The sequence below is a fragment of the Streptomyces sp. NPDC030296 genome (genome assembly GCF_055572815.1).
In genome coordinates this window covers 76,346-95,998 of record NZ_JBVICQ010000004.1, presented here as the reverse complement: position 1 = coordinate 95,998, position 19,653 = coordinate 76,346, and the positions used below count along the sequence as shown (strand labels likewise).

Below are 19,653 nucleotides of genomic sequence, written 5' to 3'. Positions count from 1 at the left end.
GGGGATGGGTGGCCTGCGGGAGCTGGCGGCGCCGTTCGTCGCGGTCGGCCCGTCCGGTGTGGCGGTCCGTGACCGGCTCAAGCAGCTGACGGCGGAGGACGAGCGGGTTCTTCGTCTGGTGGGGGATCACGTCCTCCCGCTGGGCCGGGTCGATCACGAGGGCCACGCATGATCAGTTGCGGCACCGAGAGCAGTCGATGACGCCTGCGGATCGCCCCGGACACCTGGGTAGACCCTCTCCATGACTGAGCGACCGCTCCTCCTCCTGGATGTCGACGGCCCCCTCAACCCGTTCGGCGCCCGTCTGTGGCGACCGCGCGGCTACGTCACCCGCCGGGTGCACCCCACCGTCTGGTCCGCCCGCCAGAGGCCCGGCTCCCGCAGGCTCCGCCGGGGCCTGCGGATCCGCCTCAACCCCGCGCACGGGCAGCGCCTGCTCGCCCTGCCGTACGACCTGGCCTGGGCGACGACCTGGATGCACGACGCGAACGAGATGATCGGCCCGGTGATCGGCCTCCCCGCCGACCTGCCGGTCATCGAGTTCACCGACATGTTCGCGCGCGACCCCGACGGCCTGTACTGGAAGACCCGCCGGGTCCTGGAGTGGGCGGCCGGCCGGCCCTTCGTCTGGGTCGACGACATGATCACCGACCTCGACGTCCGCCATGTCGCCCGGCACCACGACACACCCGCCCTGCTGCTGCGGATCGACCCCCGCCGGGGGCTCGGCGAGCCGGAGTTCGAGGAACTGGAGCGGTGGGCTCGTAGCCTGTGAGACATGGGTGATCTTTTTCTGGTGCGGCACGGGGAGACCGAGTGGTCGCTGTCCGGGCAGCACACCAGCTGGACGGACCTTCCGCTGACCGACCGGGGGCGGGAACAGGCGCGCGGGCTGGCGCCGTTGCTGACCTCGCACCGGATCGGGGCCGTGTTCGTCAGTCCGATGAAGCGGGCCCGCCAGACCGCGGAACTGGCCGGGCTGACCGGGGCGCGGGTGGACGCGGATCTCTCCGAGTGGGACTACGGGGCGTACGAGGGGGTGACGACCCAGGAGATCCACCGGACGCGGCCCGACTGGTTCCTGTTCACCGACGGGGTGGCGCCGGGACCGCCCGAGCACCCCGGGGAAGGCCCGGAGGACGTCGGGGCGCGCGCCGACCGGATACTGGCGAAGGCGCACGCGGCGCTCGGCAACACGGAGGGCTGTGTGGTGCTCGTGGCGCACGGCCACTTCCTCCGCGTCCTCACCGCGCGGTATCTCGGACTGCCCGCGTCCGCCGGGGCGCTGTTCCAGCTCGCCACGGGCACGGTCTGCCGGCTCGGCACGGAGCACGGCCGCCCGGTGCTCGCGGCGTGGAATGTCAGACCCTCCTCGTAGTCTTCGAGTGGGTTGACGCCGTCCCCGAGTGACAGCACTCCGCGAAAGGAGGTCGTCGTGACCCGACCGCCGACCGCCGTCCAGCGGCGGATCATCGACGCCGCCGAGCCCGTGACCGGACGCCTCACGGGTACGGAGACCCAGCTGGCGGCGCTGGTGAAGCGAGGGCTGGCGTTCCGCCACCCGCGCCCGCCGCACGATCACTTCCTGACCCCGGCGGGGCACCGCGTGAGGGAGGCCGGCCCGCCCGAGGCGGCGGCCCCGGCGCCGAGCGCCGCCCCCGCCGAGTCGGGCGGGTTCGCGGCCCGCGTGGGCGGCGAGGACAGCGCCGGGGACGGACCGGCGCGGGCCCGTGAGGTGCACAGCGCCTGGCAGGGGCTGCTGGAACTGCGCCGGATGACGAACCCGGGCGGCGCCACCGACCGCCCGTGCGGCTGGGAGCGCGCGCATCTCGTACGGGCCGCCGCGCTCGCCCTCGAAGCGGCGGGCCACCGCCCGGCGGGCCCGGAGGCGGAGCGCGGCGGCTACCGGGTGCGGACCACCCCGCAGCCGGAGGCCGTCGCCGTGCACGAGCCGGACACGGCGGCGCTGCGCGGCTGCGCCGAGACCCTGCGGCAGGCGGGCTGGCAGCCGAGCGAGCACACGGACCCGCGGACGCGGGAGCGGTATCTGCTGGCCTCCCCCAGGAAGGTGTGACCGGGAGGCGCCGGCAGCAGGGGCGCCGGCGTGGGCTGCGGGAGTTGGCGGCGCCGTTCGTCGCCGTCGGCCCGTCCGGTGTGGCGGTCCGCGACCGGCTCAGGCAGCTGACGGCGGAGGACGAGCTGTGCGGACTGGGAGGCCGGGGTCGTGCACGGGGTGCGGGGCGGGAAGGCGCGCCCTGGGACACCCGGTCCGGCGACGGACGGCACCGCCCCCTGCTCACCGGAGTGATGAGCAGGGCCATCGGACCGTCCAGGCCCCGTGTGAGGGACCCCGCCCCCGCGTTCCCGGACCACGGACCACGGACCACGGACACGATCCGTGCGCGCCGGACGCGGAGCGAAAGCGGGCGACCAGGACACCCACCACCGTTCGGGGCGTCCGGCTGAGCATGGGTCCTGGCAACAGGACCCACTCCCGCTCAGTCGTGAGGAACGGTACGAGACCGACGTACAGGGGCACCTCAACCAGAGCGTGTACCTCCGGTACGGGGAGCACGCGCGCTGGTCGCTGCTCCAGGCCGCCGGGATCCGCCGGGCCGATCTGATGGCGAGGGGCGTCGGACCCGTGGCACTGGAGACGACGATCCGTTTACCGGCGCGAGCTGCTCGCCGGTGACGAGGTCGAGGTGACGTGTGTCGTCGTCTGGGGCGAGGGCAAGACCTTCCGGATCGAGCAGACGATCAGCAGGACCGACGGCACGGTGGCCGCCGAGATCACCGGTGTGGGCGGCCTGATGGACCTCAAGGCGCGCAGGCTGGTCGCCGACCCGGGCACGTACTTCAGGGAGCCGGCGGACGACCCGAAGCTGTTCGGGCTGTGAGCGCGACCCGCCGCCCCACGCTGTTCGGGCTGTGAGCGCGGCCCACGGCCCGAACAGCGGTTGAGCGTCGTCCCGTAGGTCAGCCCAGCGGGTTGAGCAGCGCGGGGTCGTCCTCGAAGGCGAAGAGCAGCAGGTCCGTCATCGTGAAGCGGCCCTTGCGGTGGGCCGGGAGGCTCGGGCGCCAGCCCGGGTGCTTCACGATCGAGACCCGGCTGCCCTCCATCGCCCGGTGGAAGACCTCGGCGACGAGCGTGCCGCCGACGCCGGTGAGGCGGCCGGGGTGGCGTCCGTTCACCTCGGCCTCGCGCAGGACGTAGAACCACAGCGGGGTGTGCTCCACGACCTGGGCGCGCTCGGCGTCGGTGAGGCCCTCCAGGACGGCTCCGCCTGCGCCCCGCAGGATCTGGTCCTCGGTCAGCCCCTTGATGCCCATCTGCGCGGCCAGCTGCGGGCCGGTGGCCAGTTCGACCATCGCGGCGCGCGTGAGGTTGCGGAACGCGAGGTTGCGGTGGATCGGCGGCGGCGCCGGGCGGCCCCGGCCGTCGAAGGTGCCGGTGGGCAGGGCGGCCAGCGGGTCGACGAGCAGGGTGTCGAGCCGCTTGGCGAGGTTGAACTCGCCCTTGGGCACCACCAGATCGTCCCGGCCGGCCTCGCCGAAGTCGAACAGCCGGCGGAAGTCGACGATCCAGTTGCTCGGCAGCCGCAGGTTCTCCCCCGCGTTCGGGTCGTCGAGGTCGCTCAGGTCGTCCGGTCCCGGCGTGAGGTTGCCCGCCGTGCCGCTGAACCGGAAGAGCAGACCCAGCGAGGCGATCGGACCGGGGCCGCCCGCACGGAACACCCTGTTCCACTGGTACGCCGTCCGCACCATGCTGTGCCCGAGCCGGTAGGCGGCGACGGAGAACTCGATGGGCATCGTCGGCAGGTCGCCGGGCCGGGTGTACCCGGGCACCTCGAAGTGCCGCCGCCCCCGGGTGAAGACGCGCTCGACGATCTCCGGGTCGACGACGCGCGGCAGGAAGTCCGTGCGCAGGACCCACTGGTAGTGCTTGACGACGATCTCCCGGGCCGCCTGGAACAGTCGGCGCTCGGGCACTCCCCGGTCGGCGAGCAGGTCGATGACGCGGTTGTGGAAGCGGATGAACGCCAGGTGGAGCTGGCCGACGGCCAGGTTCTCGTCGTTGCGCGCGTCCGGGATGAGCGGGGCGCGCATGTCGGCGCGGGTGCCGCCGGCCGTCTCACCGGCGCGGGGCAGGTCGAAGCCCTTCTGGTCGGTGTTGGCGGGCGGCAGCTCGGGCGGGAAGCCCACACCGAGGGTCGTGCCCGTCTTGAGGCGGCCGTCGGCCTCGTAGAACCGGGCGCTGCCCGAGTGGTGCGGGCCCATGCCGTACAGCGAGTCGAGGTCGAGGGCGGGGCTGCGCCCCTGGAGCAGCTCCTCGACCGGGACGGGCTCGCCGAGCCCGACCTGGGTGCGGTCCAACGTCAGGTCGTGGTCGACGAACTGGCCGAGGTAGGTGAACCCGGCCGGAACCGGTGTCCCCGGCCTCCCCGAGTCCGGGTCGTCGCCGCCCGTGCCGACCGTGGTCATGGCCGCCGCGAGCTTCGCCCGCAGCGCCTCGTCGAGTTGCACCCCCTTCTCGCCGAACCTGGAGAAGCGGAAGGCGAGTTGCTGCTCGGCGGCGCTCGGTACGCGCGCGACGGCGTCTCCCTTCTCGAACTCCAGGATCCTGCCCTCGTCGACGACGTAGTAGCTCTCGCGATGGTGTCGACGCACCATGTGTGTCCCCGTTCTGTCCCCCGGACTCCGCGACCGGCCACAACCGGACGTACCGGTTCCTCCCGGATCTTCCTGCCCCCACCGGACGCGAAGCGATCATTTCGGATGAATCCCTGTTTCCCGACAACGTGTCGCGTCCGGCGAGAGTTTCCCCGTCGGCACATCCGGCGCAGATCGACGTACGGCGGATCGAGCGAAAGGCGTACGAGGGGCGTACGGGACGGCCGGGTCGGCGGCGGGGGGGCGGGATTACGGCCGTTCACGCCGGATTCTCCCCCTTGTGGCCGTGTGTCGGTGCGGAAGGACCGTGTCGGTGGGTATTGCTGCCACGGCGTACCCCCACCCGCACCCGGAGGCATCATGCCGCTCGCCCGCCGTGCTCTGCTCGCCGTCCTCGCCGCCGGTTCGGCGGGGGCGGCGGTCGCCTGCGCCCCCTCCCGCGCGAACCCCTCCGACGACGCGCCCCGCGCGGACCGGGCGGCGGAAACGGCGGCCGCGGCGGCGGCCCGGCGGTTGTTGCCGGACCACTGGCGGCAGATCACGTTCGCCGAGGGGACCGAGCGGGACACCTTCCACGTCGCGGGCGGCACCGGGCGCATCACCGTCACCGGCGACACCCCGGCGACCCGGCTCACCGGTCTGAACTGGTACTTGCGGCACATCGCGTACGCCGAGATCAACTGGGCGGGCGAGCAGACCGATCTCCCCCGCGCCCTGCCGGGCCTCGACGGCACCGTCACCCGACGCGCGAACGTCCCCCATCGCTTCGCCCTGAACGACACCAACGACGGCTACACGGGCGCCTACCTCGACTGGTCGTACTGGGAGCGCGAGCTGGACGTGCTGGCGCTGCACGGCTACAACGAGATCCTCGTCTACGCGGGCGCGGACGCCCTCTACCACCGGGTGTTCCAGGAGTTCGGGTACGGGGAGGAGGAGCTGCGGGCGTGGGTCCCGGGGCCCGCGCACCAGCCGTGGTGGCTGCTGCAGAACCTGTCCGCGTTCCCCTCCCCCGTCTCCCGGCAGCTCCTCGACGCCCGCGCCGCGCTCGGCCGCCGGATCGCCGACCGGGTGCGCGAGCTGGGCATGACGCCGGTGTTCCCCGGCTACTTCGGGACGGTCCCGCCGGGCTTCGCCGAGCGCGTCCCGGGAGCGCGGACGGTCCCGCAGGGCACATGGATGGGTTTCGCCCGCCCGGACTGGCTGGACCCGCGCACGGACGCCTTCGCGCGGGTCGCGGCCGCCTTCTACCGCACCCAGGACGAGATGTTCGGCGGGGCGTCGACCCTGTACAAGATGGACCTGCTGCACGAGGGCGGCGACCCGGGCGACGTGCCCGTGGGCGACGCGGCGAAGGGCGTCGAGCGGGCGCTGCGGCGGGCCCACCCCGATGCCACCTGGGTGATCCTCGGCTGGCAGCACAACCCGCCGCGCGCGATCGTCGACGCCGTCGACAAGGAGCACATGCTCGTCGTCGACGGCCTCTCCGACCGCTTCCCGACGGTCACCGACCGCGAGGCCGACTGGGGCGGCGCCCCGTACGCGTTCGGCTCGATCTGGAACTTCGGCGGCCACACCGTGCTCGGCGCCAACACCCGTGACTGGGCTGAGCTGTACGAGACGTGGCGCACCAAGCCCGGCAGCGCGCTGCGCGGGATCGCGCTGCTGCCGGAGGCCGCGGACAACAACCCGGCGGCCTTCGCCCTCTTCTCCGAACTCGCCTGGCGCGAGGGCGAGCTGGACCTTCAGAGGTGGTTCGCCGACTGGGCGCACGCGCGCTACGGCGCCCGTGATCCGCATGCCGAGGCCGCCTGGGACATCCTGCGCCGCACCGTCTACGGCACCACGCGCGCCGACGGGTGGAGCGAGGGCGCCGACGGCCTGTTCGGTGCCCGCCCGGCGCTCACCGTCGTCCGGGCGGCCCGCTGGTCGCCCAAGCAACTCCGGTACGCGGCGGCGGACCTGGAGCCCGCCCTGGGTGAACTGCTGCGCGTGCGGTCCGCGTTGCGCGCCTCGTCCGCCTACCGGCGGGACCTGCTCGACGTGGCCCGCCAGACCCTCTCCAACCGCAGCCGCGTCCTGCTGCCGCGGATCAAGGAGGCGTACGACGCGCGGGACGCCGCCGGGCTGAAGGAGCTGGCGGAGGTGTGGCTGTCCCTGATGGATCTGCTGGACCGGCTGCTGGCCACCGACTCCCGCCATCTGCTGGGCCGTTGGGTCGCGGACGCGCGCGCCTGGGGGGCGGGCGACGCCGAGCGGGAGCGGCTGGCGTACGACAATCTGTCGCTGCTGACCGTGTGGGGCACCCGTGCGGGCGCGGACGCGGGGCTGCGCGACTACGCGAACCGGGAGTGGGCGGGCCTGGTCGGCGGGCTGTACCGGCTGCGCTGGTCGACGTACTTCGAGGAGCTGCGGGCCGCGCTCGCCGAGGGGCGGGCGCCGAAGAAGATCGACTGGTTCGCGCTGGAGGACCACTGGACCCGGAACCCGGGACCGCTCACCACCGAGCCGACCGGCGACACGTACACGGTGGCCACACAGGTGTGGGAGCGGCTCACAGCGCTCTCCTGAGAGGCCAGGCCCGTCTGTCGAGGCCGAGCACGCCGGTCCGAGCCCGGCCGCCACGGGGTCAGTCGCACCGTTCCGGGGCGCACGGTCGCTGTGCGCCCCGGAGACGGCCGCCGTGGACCCCGCTCGGGTCCACCGCTTCCGGCCAGGGCCGTCCCCCTCGACCGGAGTCGGGGCGCCGTACGGCACGGGCGGGTTGCCGCCACCGCGTCGGCGTGCGGCGGCGGGGTCAGTCCCCGGCCGCGATCCGGGCCAGTCGCCGGGCCTCGTCCCGTGTCGAGCGGGCGATCGCGTCCTCGTCCACGTGCAGCAGGCGGCCGTCCTCCACGACGGCCCGGCCGCCCACCAGCGACAGGGTCACCGGGGCCGCCGCGCCGAAGACCAGCGCGGTCACCGGGTCGGCGATGGACGCGTGGGCGAGGGTGTCCAGCTTCCACAGGACCAGGTCGGCGAGCTTTCCGGGCTCCAGGGAGCCGATCTCGGCCGCCCGGCCGAGGACCTGGGCACCGCCGTAGGTGCCGAGGCGCAGCGCCTGGCGGGCGTCGAGGGCGGCTTCGCGGTGGGGGCCGAGGCGGTTGACGAGGAGCGCGTTGCGCAGCTCGGTGTGGAGTTCGCCGGACTCGTTGGAGGCGGTGCCGTCGACGCCGAGGCCGACCGGGACGCCGGCCGCCAGCATGTCGGGGACGCGGGCGATACCGGCGGCGAGGCGGGCGTTGGAGGACGGGCAGTGGGCGACTCCGGTCCTCGTCCGGGCGAAGGCGTCGATGTCGGGGTCGTTCATGTGGACGCAGTGCGCCATCCACACGTCCTCGCCGAGCCAGCCCGTCGACTCGAAGTAGTCGGTGGGGCCCATGCCGAACAGCTCGTGGCAGAACTTCTCCTCCTCGACCGTCTCCGAGCCGTGCGTGTGCAGTCGCACCCCGAGACGGCGGGCCAACTCGGCACCCTGCCTGAGGAGTTCGGTCGACACGGAGAACGGGGAGCAGGGGGCCACGGCCACCTGGGTCATCGCGCCGAAGGAGGCGTCGTGGTGCTCGTTCACGGTGGCCTCGGTGGCGGCGAGCGCCCCGTCGAGGGTCTCGACCGCGAAGTCCGGGGGCAGGCCGCCGTCCTTCTCGCTGCGGTCCATGGAGCCGCGGGCGAGGGTGAAGCGGACGCCCGTCTCACGGGCCGCGCGGATGATGGCGCCCGACAGGTCGCCGGAACCCTTCGGGAAGACGTAGTGGTGGTCCATCGCGGTCGTCACACCGCCGCGGGCCATCATCGCGAGGGAGCCCTGGGCCGCCGCGTACGTCATCCGCTCGTCGATGCGGGCCCAGGTCGGGTACAGCGCGACGAGCCAGTTGAAGAGGTTGTGGTCGGTGGCGAGGCCCCGGGTGATCCACTGGTAGAAGTGGTGGTGGGTGTTGACCAGGCCGGGGGTCACCAGGTGTCCGGTGGCGTCGATCCGGCGTACGACGTCCGTCAGGCCCTCGGGAGCCCGGCCCGCGCCGACCGACTCGATCACGTCGTCCGCGACCACCACATGGCCCGACGGGTACTCGGTGTCCCGCGCGTCCACGGTCGCGATCGCCGCGTTCTCGATGACGATGCGCTGTGCCATCGTTGTTCGTCCCAACTCCCGGTGCACGTACCGGGTCCGCGTCAGAGGTTGGTGAGATCGGCCGGGATGCGCGCCTCGACGCCGTCCCGCAGGACGGTCGCCTCGATGAGGCCGTAGGGGCGGTCGGCGGCGAAGTACACCTCGTTGTCGTTCTCGAGGCCGAACGGGGCGAGGTCCACCAGGAAGTGGTGCTTGTTCGGCAGGGAGAAGCGGACCTCGTCGATCTCGCTCCGGTGGTCGATGATCCGGGCGCCCATCGCGTAGAGGGTCTGCTGGAGCGACAGCGAGTACGTCTCGGCGAAGGCCTCCAGCATGTGCCGCTTGACCTGCGCGTACGACGTGTCCCAGGCGGGCGCCGGCCGCTCGTCGTCGGTCCAGTTGAACCGCCAGCGGGCGGAGACGTCGGTGGCGAGGATGCGGTCGTGCGCCTCGGGGAGGGTCGTGTACTCGTCCTTGACGTACCCCCAGAACTCGGAGTCCGTCGAGTTCATGACGGTGAGGTCCTTGAGGCCGGAGACGACCTCCCACGCCGAGCCGTCGTAGGTGATCTGCGCGAGCCGGGTCTCCTGGCCCGTGCGGACGAACGAGTGCGCGCCCTTCCCGGAGTGCTCGATGCGCTCCCAGGAGTACTCCTCGATGCGGATGCGGGCCCGGTGGATGGCCGGCTGGGAGGTCACGAAGTGGCGGGCGAGATGGATGCCGAACTGCTCGGCGGACTCGATGCCGTGCTCCTTGGCGAAGGCGTACACCGTGTTCTTGGTGGTGTCCGTCGGCAGGACGTTGGCGTTGGAGCCGGAGAGGTGGACCTCGTCCATGTCGCCGGAGAGGGACACGGAGACGTTCAGGTCCTTGATGTGGTGGGTGGCGCCGTCCCGCGTGATGCGTACGACGCGGTTCTCGGCCTTGCCGTACTGGTTCTGTCCAAGGATGGGCATGGGTGCTAACTCCCTCGGTATACGGAGTAGCCGAACGGGTTGAGCAGCAGCGGTACGTGGTAGTGCTCGCCGCCCTCGACGGCGAACGTGACGACCACCTCGGGGAAGAACACACCGCTGTCCCGATGCGCGGGGGCGTCCTGCTGTGCCTCGGCTTGCTGGGTCTCGGCCTGCTGGGCCTGCCTGGCCCGGAAGTACGGCTCCACGGCGAAGTCGAGCCGTACGTGGGTCGTCCCTTCCGGCAGCGCCGGGAGGTCCTTGCACCGGCCGTCGGCGTCGGTCGCGGAACCGCCCAGGGCCCGCCAGTCGGCGTCGCGTCCCGGACGGGCGGCGAGGCGGACGGCGACCCCGGTGGCGGGGCGGCCGACGCTGGTGTCCAGGATGTGCGTGGACACGGAGGCCGTGGTGCTGGTGCTCATGCTGCTCTCAGTCCTCTTCGACCAGTCGGGTCAGGCGGATGCGGTTGATCTTGCCCAGTTCGACGCGGACGATCTCCCGTTCCTCCTCCGGCGTGTTGCCGATGCGTTCCCTGACCGCGTCCCGCATCTGCTCACCGGTGCGGCCGGTGGCGCAGATCAGGAAGACATGGCCGAACTTCTCCTGGTAGGCCAGGTTCAGTTCGAGCATCTCCGCCCTCAGGGCGTCGGAGGCGCCGGCCATGCCGGACTGTTCCCGGGCGGAGGTCGGGTCACCCGGCTTGGGGCGGCCGATCGGCGGGTGTCCGGCCATCGCCTCCGCCAGGTCCTCGGCGGTCAGTGCGGCCATGGCGGCGTCACTGGCGGCGAGCAGGTCGTCCACGGTGGCGTACGGTCGGCCGGCGAGGAGTCTGCGCCCCCATTCCGCCGAGGCGCACGCCTCGTGGAGCGCGGCGACGGCGGCTTGCTTCTCCAGGGTGTTGAACCGGGCGAGGCCCGGCGTCGAGGAACGCGAAGTCACGGGAGCCTCCGTGGCCGTGATGCTGGACTGGCTACGGCAAGCTAACGCCCCGCGACGACACCACGTCAACAGTTTGTTGAAAAACAGGGGTGGACCCTTCGACCGTCGGGGCGGCCCGTCACCGGCCCTTGGCCGCGTTCTCCCTGTTCAGGTAGTTGTAGACGGTGAAGCGGCTGACGCCGAGCGCGCCGGCGACGGTCTCCACGCCGTGCCGCACGGAGAACGCGCCGCGCGCCTCCAGCGTCCGCACGATCTCCTGCTTGGTCTTCCGGTCGAGGTCGGCGAGGGGCTTTCCGTGCCGGCGCTCCAGCGCGGCGAGGATGTGGTCCAGCGACTCGGCGAGCTGCGGCAGTCGGACGGCGACGACGTCGGCGCCCTGCCAGGAGAGCACGACGTCGTCGGGACCGGCCTCGCCCGGCGGCAGCAGGACCCCGCCCATGGCGTCGACCAGCGGCTTGACGGCCGCGACGAAGGGGTCGTCCCCGGCGGCGGTCACCCCTGCCCCTCCCCGGACTCCGCTGGCTCGCCGATCACGTTGACCTGGAGCGAGACCCGGGTGGCGCCCGCCTCCAGCGCCTGGCGCAGCAGGGCGTCGACCGCGCCGAGGACGGCCTCGGAGCCGCCCTCGGCGGTGTTGCCGAAGGGGCCCACGTCGACCGCGTCCAGCTCGGCGGCCTCGATGACGTCGCGGGCGACCAGCGCGTGCCGGGGCGGCTCGTCCAGGTCGAACGGCTCGGTGGTGAACTCCACTCTCAATCGCACTACGCCCCCATGACCTCGGATCCGACCCGCGCGTTCTGTCATCACACCGACGGTGTGCCCAGCCGTCGCGACACGACCTTAACGGCGACCGGGTCCCGCCGAGGACGCCCGCGTCGGGAGGTGTGCCCGGCGAAACGCCGCCGTGGTCCTTCGCGCCCCTCCCGTAACGGGCCAACATTCCCCATCATGGACATCCTGCTCGTAGCCAGCGCGTTCAACAGCCTCTCCCAGCGGGTGTACGCGGAACTGTCCGACCGGGGTCACCGGGTCGACGTCGTTCTGGCCTCGCACGGCACCGACGCGGTCCTGGCCGCCGTGCGCGAGGCGCGCCCGGAACTGATCGTCGCGCCGATGCTGAGGACGGCGCTGCCCGAGGAGGTGTGGCGGGAGCACACCTGCCTCATCGTGCACCCGGGACCGCCCGGCGACCGCGGCCCGTCCTCCCTGGACTGGGCGATCGCCGAGGGCGCGGCGCAGTGGGGTGTGACGGTGCTCCAGGCGGAGGCGGGGATGGACGCCGGTGACGTCTGGGCCGCCGTGTCCTTCCCGGTGCCGCAGGTCGGCAAGAGCGACCTGTACCGGGGCGAGGTCGCCGACGCCGCCTCGGCCGCCGTGCTGCTGGCCGTCCAGCGGTACGCCGAAGGGTCCTTCAAACCACGGCCGCAGAGCGATCCCGGGATCCGGGTGGTGTGGCGCGACTTCTTCCGCCAGGAGCGGCGCGGCATCGACTGGGAGAACGACAGCACGGAGACGGTGCTGGGGAAGCTCCGCGCGGCCGACTCGCAGCCGGGCGTCCTCGACGAGCTCCTCGGCCGGGAGGTGTTCCTGCACGGCGGGCACGCCGAGGACCGGCTCCGGGGCGCTCCCGGCGAACTGCTGGCGACCCGGGCCGGCGCGGTCTGCCGGGCCACCCGGGACGGCGCGGTGTGGATTCCGGAGCTGCGCCCCCGCAAGAGTTCCGGCGACCCGGCGCCGTTCCGCCGCCCCGCCGCGTCGGTCCTCGCCGGCTTCCCCGCCCCGCCCGGCACCGACCGGGGGACGTCCGGCGGCGACGAGCGCCCGCACCGGCTGCCGGAGAGCACCGTCCCGCTCGAACTGCCCCCGGACCGGCGCACCTTCACCGACATCCGCTACCGGCGGCAGGGCGCCGTCGGGTTCCTGGACTTCTCGTTCCCCGGCGGAGCCATGAGCACCGACCACTGCCGCCGCCTCCTCGACGCCTACCGGTACGCGCTCGCCCGCCCCACCCCGGTACTGGTGCTCGGCGGGTCCCGCGACTTCTTCTCCAACGGCATCCACCTGGGCGTCATCGAGGCGTCGGCCGACCCGGCGGCCGAGTCCTGGGCCAACCTCGACGCCATGAACGACCTGGTCGAGGCGGTGCTGCGCACCACCGACCGCCTGGTGGTCGCGGCACTCGGCGGCAACGCGGCGGCCGGCGGCGTCATGCTCGCCCTGGCCGCCGACGAGGTGTGGTGCCGCGAGGGCGCCGTCCTCAACCCGCACTACCGGCGCATGGGCCTGTACGGGTCGGAGTACTGGACGTACACGCTTCCCCGCCGCGTCGGGGCGGAGGCGGCCGAGCGACTCACGGGCGAGGCGCTGCCGGTGAGCGCCGTGAGCGCCGCGCGGATCGGGCTGGTGGACCGCCCGGTGCCGGTCCCGCCCCAGGGCTTCACCGCCGAGGTCGCCCGGACGGCGGCGGCGCTGGCCGACGCCCCGGACCTCGCGTCGCGGATCGCCGCGAAGGCGGCGGCCCGGCGGGCGGACGAGGAGCGCAGGCCGCTCGCCGATCACCGGCGGGACGAACTCGCCCGGATGCACGCCGTCTTCTTCGATCCCCAGGCCCCGTACCACGCCCTGCGCTCGGCGTTCGTCCGCAAGCTCCCGCACGGCTCCGCCCGGCCCCTGGCGACGGGAGACGCACGATGAGCGCGCGGCTGCTGGTGGCGGGCGTCGGCAACATCTTCCTCGCGGACGACGCCTTCGGCCCCGAGGTGATCCGCGCCCTCGAAGGGCGCCCGCTGCCGCCCGAGGCACGGGTGCGGGACTTCGGCATCCGCGGCATGGACCTCGCCTACGAACTGCTCGGCGGCTACGACACCGCCGTCCTGGTCGACGCCTCCCCGCGCGGCCACCGGCCCGGCACCCTGTCGCTGATCGAACCGGAACTCCCCGACCGCGCCACCGGCGGCCCCCCGCCCGAGGCGCACGGCATGGACCCGGCGAAGGTCCTCGCCCTGGCCGCCCATCTCGGCGACGAGCCGCTCCCCCGCGTCCTCGTCCTCGCCTGCGAACCGCAGGTGCTGCCGCGGGGCGACGAGGACATCGCGCCCGGCGTCAGCGCGACGGTGCGCGACGCCGTCGCGCGGGCCGTCACCGCGCTGCACACCCTGGTCCCGGCGCTGCTCGCCGACCCGGCGGCGACGCCGCCGCTGACTCGGGCCGCGATCCCCGGTTGAGCCGCCCGGAGGAATCCGAGGGCCCGCCCGCGGCCCGTCTCCCCGGTCCGGCGGCCGGGGGCGCGGAGGATCGGCAGCGGTCCGACGCACCCGAAAACCCGCGAGGAGCTGTGCCCATGTGCGAGTCCATGGACGACGTCACCCAGGCCGTCCTGGCGAAGAACGACGGGCTGGCCGCGAGCCTGCGCGACGAACTCACCGGCCGCGGGGTGAGCGTGGTCAACCTGCTCTCCAGCCCGGGCAGCGGCAAGACCGAACTGCTCGGCCGGGTGCTGGCCCGGGCCGTGGAGCGGGGGGTGCCGGTGGCCGCGCTGACCGCGGACCTGGCGACCGAGAACGACGCCCACCGGCTCGCCCGCTCGGGGGCACCGGTGAAGCAGCTGCTGACCGACGGACTGTGCCATCTGGAGGCCCGGCAGCTGCGCGGCCACGTGGAGAGCTGGCTGCCCGCCGGCACCTCGCTGCTGTTCGTGGAGAACGTCGGCAACCTCGTCTGCCCGGCCTCCTACGACCTCGGGGAGAGCCTGCGGATCGTCCTGATGGCGGTGACGGAGGGCGAGGACAAGCCGCTGAAGTACCCCACGGCCTTCGGCTCCGCCCAGCTCGTCGTGCTCACCAAGACCGACCTCGCCGAGGCCGCCGGGTTCGACCAGTCCGCCTTCCTCGCCCATGTCCAGCGGGTCAACCCGGGCGTGGAGGTGGTGCGGTCCTGCGCCCGTGACGGCGAGGGCGTCGACACCGTCCTGGAGCGGGTGCTCGCCGTGCGGGACGGGGCGCCCGTGCACCGGCCTCCCCTGGCGCCGCGCCCGCACCGCCATGACGACGCCGCGTCCGGCCTCACGGCCGGCCGCGTCTCGTGACGGCGCCCGCCACCCGCACCCCGCGCGGCACCGCCGACGCCCGGACGGTGCGCCGACGCGTCACCGTCCGCGGAACCGTGCAGGGCGTCGGCTTCCGCCCGTTCGTCCACCGTCTGGCCACCGGCCTGGAACTGGCCGGGTTCGTGGGCAACACGGCGGACGGCGTGCTCATCGAGGTGGAGGGCCCGCCCGACGGCGTCACCCTCTTCTGCGACCGACTGGCCGCCGAGCCGCCGCCGTTGGCCACCGTCACCGCCGTCGGGGTCGAGGAACTGGCCGTCACCGGTAACGACGACGCCTTCACGATCCGTTCCACCGACCGCTCCTCGGGCCGCACCCTGCTCCCGCCGGACGTGGCGACCTGCGGGGACTGTCTGCGGGAGCTGGCCGACCCGGCCGACCGCAGGCACCGGCACCCCTTCGTCACCTGCACCCACTGCGGACCCCGCTTCACCATCGCCACCGGGATGCCCTATGACCGGGCGGTCACCACCATGGCCGGCTTCCCGCTGTGTCCGGCGTGCGCCCGCGAGTACGGCGACCCCGGCGACCGCCGCTTCCACGCCCAGCCCGTCGCCTGCCCCGACTGCGGACCCCGGCTGCGGCTGGTGCCCGCGCCGGACGGCGCTGCCCGGCCCGCCCTCGGCGCCGACGCCCTCGCGGCGGCCCGCGCGCTGCTGGCCGCCGGGCGGATCGTCGCCGTCAAGGGCCTCGGCGGCTACCACCTTGCGTGCGACGCCGGCGACGCCACCGCCGTCGACACCCTGCGCGCCCGCAAGGCACGCGGCGGCAAGCCGTTCGCGGTGATGTGCGCGGACCTCGACACCGTACGGCGGATCGCCACCGTCTCCGCGGCCGAGTCCGCCACGCTCACCGGCCCCCGGCGTCCCATCGTCCTGCTGCGTCCGCGCGTCGGACAGGGGGTCCTCACGTCCGGAGTGTGCCCCGGCAGCCCGCACCTCGGCGTGATGCTTCCGTACACCCCGCTGCACACCCTGCTGTTCGGGCTGCCCGGCGATCCGCCGGGTCCGCGCGTGCTGGTGATGACGAGCGGCAACCGCTCGGGGGAACCGATCGTCACGGACGACGACGAGGCACTGACCAGGCTGGCGGGGCTCGCGGACGCCTGGCTCGCCCATGACCGGGAGGTCGCCGCGCCCTGCGACGACTCCCTGCTGCGGGTGCGCGCCGACGGCACCGAACAGGTGCTGCGCCGCTCCCGCGGGTACGTGCCCCGCCCCCTGCGCCTGCCGGTGGCGGTGCGGCCCGCGCTCGCCGTGGGCGGCGACCTGAAGAACGCCCTGTGCGTCGGCGAGGGCGACCAGGCGTGGTTCGGCCCGCACATCGGCGACATGGGCGACCTGACCACCCTGGAGGCGGCCCGGCGGGCGGAGACACGGATGCGGAGCCTGACCGGCGTCAGCCCCGAGCTGGTCGCCGCGGACCGGCACCCCGGATACCACTCCACCCGGTGGGCCGCCCGGCTGGCCGGGGGCAGCCCCGTGCTGGTCCAGCACCACCACGCGCACATCGCGTCGGCGATGGCCGAGCACGGCCTCGACGGCACGACGCCCGTCATCGGCGTCGCGTTCGACGGCACGGGCTACGGCGACGACGGCACCGTCTGGGGTGGTGAGATCCTGCTCGCCGACTACGCGGGCCACCGGCGCCTCGCCCATCTGACCCCGGCCCCGCTGCCGGGCGGCGACGCGGGCGTGGCGAACCCCTGCCGCCTCGCGCTGGCCCGGCTGTGGGCGGCGGGCCTGCCGTGGGACCCCGACCTGCCCTGCACGGCCGCCTGCACCAGCGATGAACTCCACTTGCTGGAGCGTCAGTTGACGCGTGGGCTGGCCTGTGTGGCGACCTCCAGCATGGGCCGTCTCTTCGACGCCGTGTCGTCCCTCGCCGGTGTGTGCCACCGCGCGGGGTACGAGGCGCAGGCCGCTCTGGAGCTGGAGGCCGCCGCGGCCTCGGCCTGGGACGCGGACACCTCGGCGTACGCCTTCGGCATCGGCGACGGCGTGTGGGACCCCGCGCCCGTGCTGGGCGCGCTCGTCGCCGATCTGCGCCGGGGCACCCCGTCCGCGGTCCTCGCGGCGCGCTTCCACCGGGGTGTCGCGCGGGCCGTCTTGGAGCTCTGCGGACGGGCACGCCGGGACACCGGCCTTGCCGTCGTCGCCCTGAGCGGCGGCGTCTTCGCCAACGCCCTGCTGGAGGAGGAGTGCGCGCGGCTGCTGGCCGGGGCGGGCTTCACGGCGCTGCGGCACGGCGAGGTCCCGCCGAACGACGGCGGGCTGGCCCTCGGCCAACTGGTGGTCGCGGCTCACCGACGACAAGAGGAGTGACCCATGTGTTTGGCAGTGCCCGGCAAGGTCGTGGCCATCGACGACAGCGCCGACCCCCTCACCGGGCTGATCGACTTCGGCGGTGTGCAGAAGCAGGCGTGTCTGGAGTACGTGCCCGACGTGCGCGTCGGTGAGTACGTCATCGTGCACGTCGGGTTCGCGCTCCAGCGCCTGGACGAGGAGTCGGCCCTGGCGTCCTTGAAGCTCTTCGAGGAACTGGGGCTGCTGGAGGAGGAGTTCGGCGACGCCTGGGAGCAGGCGGCGAAGGAGGCGGGAACCCCGTGAAGTACATCGACGAGTTCAACGACCCCGCTCTGGCGCGGAGGCTGCTGGACGAGATCCGTGCCACCGCCACCCGGCCGTGGGCGCTGATGGAGGTGTGCGGCGGGCAGACCCACTCGATCGTCCGGCACGGCATCGACCGTCTGCTCCCCGACGAGGTGGAGCTGATCCACGGCCCCGGCTGCCCGGTGTGCGTGACGCCGCTGGAGGTCATCGACAAGGCGCTGGAGATCGCCGCCCGTCCCGGGGTGATCTTCTGCTCCTTCGGGGACATGCTCCGGGTGCCCGGCACCGACCGCGACCTGTTCCGGGTCAAGGGCGGGGGCGGCGACGTCCGCGTGGTGTACTCGCCGCTCGACGCGCTGGAGCTGGCCCGCCGCAACCCGGACCGGGAGGTGGTCTTCTTCGCCATCGGCTTCGAGACCACGGCCCCGGCCAACGCGATGGCCGTGCACCAGGCGCGCCGCCTGGGCCTGACCAACTTCAGCCTGCTGGTGTCGCACGTGCGGGTGCCCCCGGCCGTCGAGGCCATCATGACGGCGCCCGCCTGCCGGGTGCAGGGCTTCCTGGCCGCCGGGCACGTGTGCAGCGTGATGGGCACGGCCGAGTACCCGGAACTCGCCGAGCGGTACGGCGTCCCGATCGTGGTGACCGGCTTCGAACCGCTGGACATCCTGGAGGGCATCCGCCGCGCGGTCCGCCAGCTGGAGCGCGGTGAGCACCGGGTGGAGAACGCCTACGCGCGTGCCGTGCGCGACGAGGGCAACCCGGCCGCCGTCCGCATGATCGAGGAGGTGTTCGAGGTCACCGACCGCAACTGGCGGGGCATCGGCCGCATCCCCGCGAGTGGCTGGCGGCTCACCGACGCGTTCCGCGCGTTCGACGCCGAGCACCGCTTCGACGTCACCGGGATCCGTACCGAGGAGCCGGCCGAGTGCCGCAGCGGCGAGGTGCTGCAGGGGCTGATCAAGCCCACGGAGTGCGCCGCGTTCGGCGCCACCTGCACCCCGCGCACCCCGCTCGGCGCCACCATGGTGTCCAGCGAGGGTGCCTGCGCGGCGTACTACCTGTACCGCCGGATGAACGACGGCCCGACACCGCAGGCCGCTCCGGTCGCGCGGGAGGAGATGAACCCCGTTGCCTGAACAACTCGCCGATGTGGTCGATCCGTCCGCCTGGACCTGTCCCGCCCCGCTGCGCGACCAGCCGGTCGTGGTCATGGGGCACGGCGGGGGCGGCGCGCTGTCGGCGGAACTGGTGGAGCAGGTCTTCGCGCCCGCCTACGGCAACGCCGTCCTGGCCTCGCTCGCCGACTCCGCCGTCCTCGAACTGGGAGGCGCGCGGTTGGCGTTCTCCACCGACTCCTATGTGGTCCGGCCGCTGTTCTTCCCCGGCGGCTGCCTGGGTGACCTCGCGGTCAACGGCACCGTCAACGACCTGGCGATGAGCGGTGCCCGGCCCGCGTACCTGTCCGCCGCCTTCGTGCTGGAGGAGGGCGTGGAGCTGGCAGTCGTGGAGCGGATCGCGCGCGCCATGGGAGCGGCGGCCGGGGCCGCCGGTGTCATGGTCGCCACGGGGGACACCAAGGTGGTGGAGTCCGGGCACGGCGACGGGGTGTACGTCACCACTGCCGGTGTGGGCCTCGTCCCGGACGGCGTGGACATCCGGCCGCAGCGGGCCCGGCCGGGCGACGCGGTCATCGTCAGCGGGCCGATCGGTCTGCACGGGGTGGCGATCATGAGCGTGCGGGAGGGGCTGGAGTTCGGGGTGGACGTCGCCAGCGACACGGCGCCGCTCGCGGATCTGGTCGCGGCGATGCTGGCCGTCACCCCCGACGTCCATGTGCTGCGCGATCCCACCAGGGGCGGTCTCGCGGCGTCCCTGAACGAGATCGCCCGTGCCTCCGGGACCGGCGTCCGCCTCCGGGAGCGCGCGATTCCGGTGCCGGACGCGGTGGCCAACGCCTGCGGCTTCCTCGGGCTCGACCCGCTCTACGTCGCCAACGAGGGCCGCCTGGTGGCCTTCGTGCCGCCGTCGGCGGCGGAGGAGGTGCTCGCGGCGATGCGCGCCCATCCGCAGGGCGCCGGGGCCACGTTGATCGGCGAGTGCGTCGCCGACCATCCGGGGATGGTCGTGGTCGCCACGGGTCTCGGCGGCACGCGGGTGGTGGACCTGCCGCTCGGCGAGCAGTTGCCGCGCATCTGCTGAGGAGGACGTCCGAGGGCC

Annotated in this window: 19 protein-coding genes and 2 pseudogenes; 14 read left to right on the top strand and 7 right to left on the bottom strand. The window is 73.6% G+C overall.

Annotated elements, in window-relative coordinates:
* Window positions 1-4 precede the first annotated feature (4 nt).
* The 6 genes and pseudogenes from ACZ4Z3_RS12395 (at window position 5) to ACZ4Z3_RS12370 (ending at window position 2,900) form a co-directional block, all read left to right on the top strand.
* The gene (locus tag ACZ4Z3_RS12395) at window positions 5-172 is read left to right on the top strand and encodes a hypothetical protein (protein WP_468501462.1); all 168 of its coding nucleotides are present in this window, start codon (window positions 5-7) and stop codon (window positions 170-172) included.
* A gap of 69 nt (window positions 173-241) precedes the next feature.
* Window positions 242-775, top strand: a complete 534-nt coding sequence (locus ACZ4Z3_RS12390) for an HAD domain-containing protein (RefSeq protein ID WP_468500918.1) — start codon at window positions 242-244, stop codon at window positions 773-775.
* A gap of 3 nt (window positions 776-778) precedes the next feature.
* Window positions 779-1,378 (top strand): histidine phosphatase family protein, encoded by a 600-nt coding sequence (locus tag ACZ4Z3_RS12385; protein WP_468500917.1) that lies wholly within the window; start codon window positions 779-781, stop codon window positions 1,376-1,378.
* 57 nt (window positions 1,379-1,435) lie between these two features.
* Window positions 1,436-2,074, top strand: a complete 639-nt coding sequence (locus ACZ4Z3_RS12380) for a hypothetical protein (protein ID WP_468500916.1) — start codon at window positions 1,436-1,438, stop codon at window positions 2,072-2,074.
* A 169-nt stretch (window positions 2,075-2,243) separates the two neighbouring features.
* Window positions 2,244-2,503 (top strand): annotated as a pseudogene (locus ACZ4Z3_RS12375) (IS200/IS605 family accessory protein TnpB-related protein); the annotation flags it as partial.
* Window positions 2,504-2,551: 48 nt separating this feature from the next.
* A pseudogene (locus ACZ4Z3_RS12370) lies at window positions 2,552-2,900 on the top strand (acyl-CoA thioesterase).
* Window positions 2,901-2,979: 79 nt separating this feature from the next.
* Here ACZ4Z3_RS12370 and ACZ4Z3_RS12365 read toward each other — a convergent pair.
* Window positions 2,980-4,674 (bottom strand): peroxidase family protein, encoded by a 1,695-nt coding sequence (locus ACZ4Z3_RS12365; RefSeq protein WP_468500915.1) that lies wholly within the window; start codon window positions 4,672-4,674, stop codon window positions 2,980-2,982.
* 360 nt (window positions 4,675-5,034) lie between these two features.
* On the opposite strand from ACZ4Z3_RS12365, the gene ACZ4Z3_RS12360 reads away from it, so the two are divergent.
* Window positions 5,035-7,245, top strand: a complete 2,211-nt coding sequence (locus ACZ4Z3_RS12360; RefSeq protein WP_468500914.1) for an alpha-N-acetylglucosaminidase — start codon at window positions 5,035-5,037, stop codon at window positions 7,243-7,245.
* A gap of 226 nt (window positions 7,246-7,471) precedes the next feature.
* Here the strand turns inward: ACZ4Z3_RS12360 and ACZ4Z3_RS12355 are convergent, their stop codons facing one another.
* From ACZ4Z3_RS12355 to ACZ4Z3_RS12330, 6 genes are all read right to left on the bottom strand, one after another.
* On the bottom strand, window positions 7,472-8,845 hold the full coding sequence (locus ACZ4Z3_RS12355) for an 8-oxoguanine deaminase (RefSeq protein WP_468500913.1): 1,374 nt from the start codon (window positions 8,843-8,845) through the stop codon (window positions 7,472-7,474).
* 41 nt (window positions 8,846-8,886) lie between these two features.
* Window positions 8,887-9,780 (bottom strand): factor-independent urate hydroxylase, encoded by an 894-nt coding sequence (pucL, locus tag ACZ4Z3_RS12350; protein WP_468500912.1) that lies wholly within the window; start codon window positions 9,778-9,780, stop codon window positions 8,887-8,889.
* A gap of 5 nt (window positions 9,781-9,785) precedes the next feature.
* Window positions 9,786-10,199 carry a hydroxyisourate hydrolase gene (uraH, locus tag ACZ4Z3_RS12345; protein WP_468500911.1) on the bottom strand — a complete coding sequence of 138 codons (414 nt, stop codon included), beginning with the start codon at window positions 10,197-10,199 and terminating at the stop codon, window positions 9,786-9,788.
* Between the two features lie 7 nt (window positions 10,200-10,206).
* Window positions 10,207-10,716, bottom strand: a complete 510-nt coding sequence (uraD, locus tag ACZ4Z3_RS12340) for a 2-oxo-4-hydroxy-4-carboxy-5-ureidoimidazoline decarboxylase (protein ID WP_468500910.1) — start codon at window positions 10,714-10,716, stop codon at window positions 10,207-10,209.
* Window positions 10,717-10,834: 118 nt separating this feature from the next.
* On the bottom strand, window positions 10,835-11,212 hold the full coding sequence (locus ACZ4Z3_RS12335) for a helix-turn-helix domain-containing protein (RefSeq protein WP_468500909.1): 378 nt from the start codon (window positions 11,210-11,212) through the stop codon (window positions 10,835-10,837).
* Window positions 11,209-11,478: a YkoF family thiamine-binding protein gene (locus tag ACZ4Z3_RS12330; RefSeq protein WP_468500908.1), complete on the bottom strand. Its 270-nt coding sequence runs from the start codon at window positions 11,476-11,478 to the stop codon at window positions 11,209-11,211. Before ACZ4Z3_RS12330 ends, ACZ4Z3_RS12335 begins: the two co-directional genes overlap by 4 nt.
* A 186-nt stretch (window positions 11,479-11,664) precedes the next feature.
* Here ACZ4Z3_RS12330 and ACZ4Z3_RS12325 point away from each other — a divergent pair, with 186 nt between their 5' ends.
* The 7 genes from ACZ4Z3_RS12325 to hypE all read left to right on the top strand — a co-directional run bounded on the left by ACZ4Z3_RS12325 (window position 11,665) and on the right by hypE (window position 19,635).
* On the top strand, window positions 11,665-13,410 hold the full coding sequence (locus tag ACZ4Z3_RS12325; RefSeq protein ID WP_468500907.1) for an enoyl-CoA hydratase-related protein: 1,746 nt from the start codon (window positions 11,665-11,667) through the stop codon (window positions 13,408-13,410).
* Window positions 13,407-13,940 (top strand): hydrogenase maturation protease, encoded by a 534-nt coding sequence (locus tag ACZ4Z3_RS12320; protein ID WP_468500906.1) that lies wholly within the window; start codon window positions 13,407-13,409, stop codon window positions 13,938-13,940. Before ACZ4Z3_RS12325 ends, ACZ4Z3_RS12320 begins: the two co-directional genes overlap by 4 nt.
* Window positions 13,941-14,056: 116 nt before the next feature.
* Window positions 14,057-14,800, top strand: coding sequence for a hydrogenase nickel incorporation protein HypB (gene hypB, locus ACZ4Z3_RS12315; RefSeq protein ID WP_468500905.1), 744 nt, complete (start codon window positions 14,057-14,059; stop codon window positions 14,798-14,800).
* On the top strand, window positions 14,797-17,145 hold the full coding sequence (gene hypF, locus ACZ4Z3_RS12310; RefSeq protein ID WP_468500904.1) for a carbamoyltransferase HypF: 2,349 nt from the start codon (window positions 14,797-14,799) through the stop codon (window positions 17,143-17,145). Before hypB ends, hypF begins: the two co-directional genes overlap by 4 nt.
* Window positions 17,146-17,148: 3 nt before the next feature.
* Complete coding sequence (locus ACZ4Z3_RS12305) at window positions 17,149-17,430, top strand: HypC/HybG/HupF family hydrogenase formation chaperone (RefSeq protein WP_055511614.1); 282 nt, start codon at window positions 17,149-17,151, stop codon at window positions 17,428-17,430.
* Window positions 17,427-18,572: a hydrogenase formation protein HypD gene (gene hypD, locus ACZ4Z3_RS12300; RefSeq protein WP_468500903.1), complete on the top strand. Its 1,146-nt coding sequence runs from the start codon at window positions 17,427-17,429 to the stop codon at window positions 18,570-18,572. Before ACZ4Z3_RS12305 ends, hypD begins: the two co-directional genes overlap by 4 nt.
* Entirely contained in the window at window positions 18,565-19,635 is a 1,071-nt protein-coding gene (hypE, locus tag ACZ4Z3_RS12295; protein ID WP_468500902.1) for a hydrogenase expression/formation protein HypE, read from the top strand. Before hypD ends, hypE begins: the two co-directional genes overlap by 8 nt.
* Window positions 19,636-19,653: the final 18 nt, after the last annotated feature.

Excerpts from the sequence above, each read along its gene's own strand:
- ACZ4Z3_RS12395 (WP_468501462.1), top strand. The coding sequence starts at position 5 with ATGGGTGGCCTGCGGGAGCTGGCGGCGCCGTTCGTCGCGGTCGGCCCG.
- ACZ4Z3_RS12390 (WP_468500918.1), top strand. The coding sequence starts at position 242 with ATGACTGAGCGACCGCTCCTCCTCCTGGATGTCGACGGCCCCCTCAAC.
- ACZ4Z3_RS12385 (WP_468500917.1), top strand. The coding sequence starts at position 779 with ATGGGTGATCTTTTTCTGGTGCGGCACGGGGAGACCGAGTGGTCGCTG.
- ACZ4Z3_RS12365 (WP_468500915.1), bottom strand. The coding sequence starts at position 4,674 with ATGGTGCGTCGACACCATCGCGAGAGCTACTACGTCGTCGACGAGGGC.
- ACZ4Z3_RS12360 (WP_468500914.1), top strand. The coding sequence starts at position 5,035 with ATGCCGCTCGCCCGCCGTGCTCTGCTCGCCGTCCTCGCCGCCGGTTCG.
- ACZ4Z3_RS12355 (WP_468500913.1), bottom strand. The coding sequence starts at position 8,845 with ATGGCACAGCGCATCGTCATCGAGAACGCGGCGATCGCGACCGTGGAC.
- pucL (WP_468500912.1), bottom strand. The coding sequence starts at position 9,780 with ATGCCCATCCTTGGACAGAACCAGTACGGCAAGGCCGAGAACCGCGTC.
- uraH (WP_468500911.1), bottom strand. The coding sequence starts at position 10,199 with ATGAGCACCAGCACCACGGCCTCCGTGTCCACGCACATCCTGGACACC.
- ACZ4Z3_RS12325 (WP_468500907.1), top strand. The coding sequence starts at position 11,665 with ATGGACATCCTGCTCGTAGCCAGCGCGTTCAACAGCCTCTCCCAGCGG.
- ACZ4Z3_RS12320 (WP_468500906.1), top strand. The coding sequence starts at position 13,407 with ATGAGCGCGCGGCTGCTGGTGGCGGGCGTCGGCAACATCTTCCTCGCG.
- hypB (WP_468500905.1), top strand. The coding sequence starts at position 14,057 with ATGTGCGAGTCCATGGACGACGTCACCCAGGCCGTCCTGGCGAAGAAC.
- ACZ4Z3_RS12305 (WP_055511614.1), top strand. The coding sequence starts at position 17,149 with ATGTGTTTGGCAGTGCCCGGCAAGGTCGTGGCCATCGACGACAGCGCC.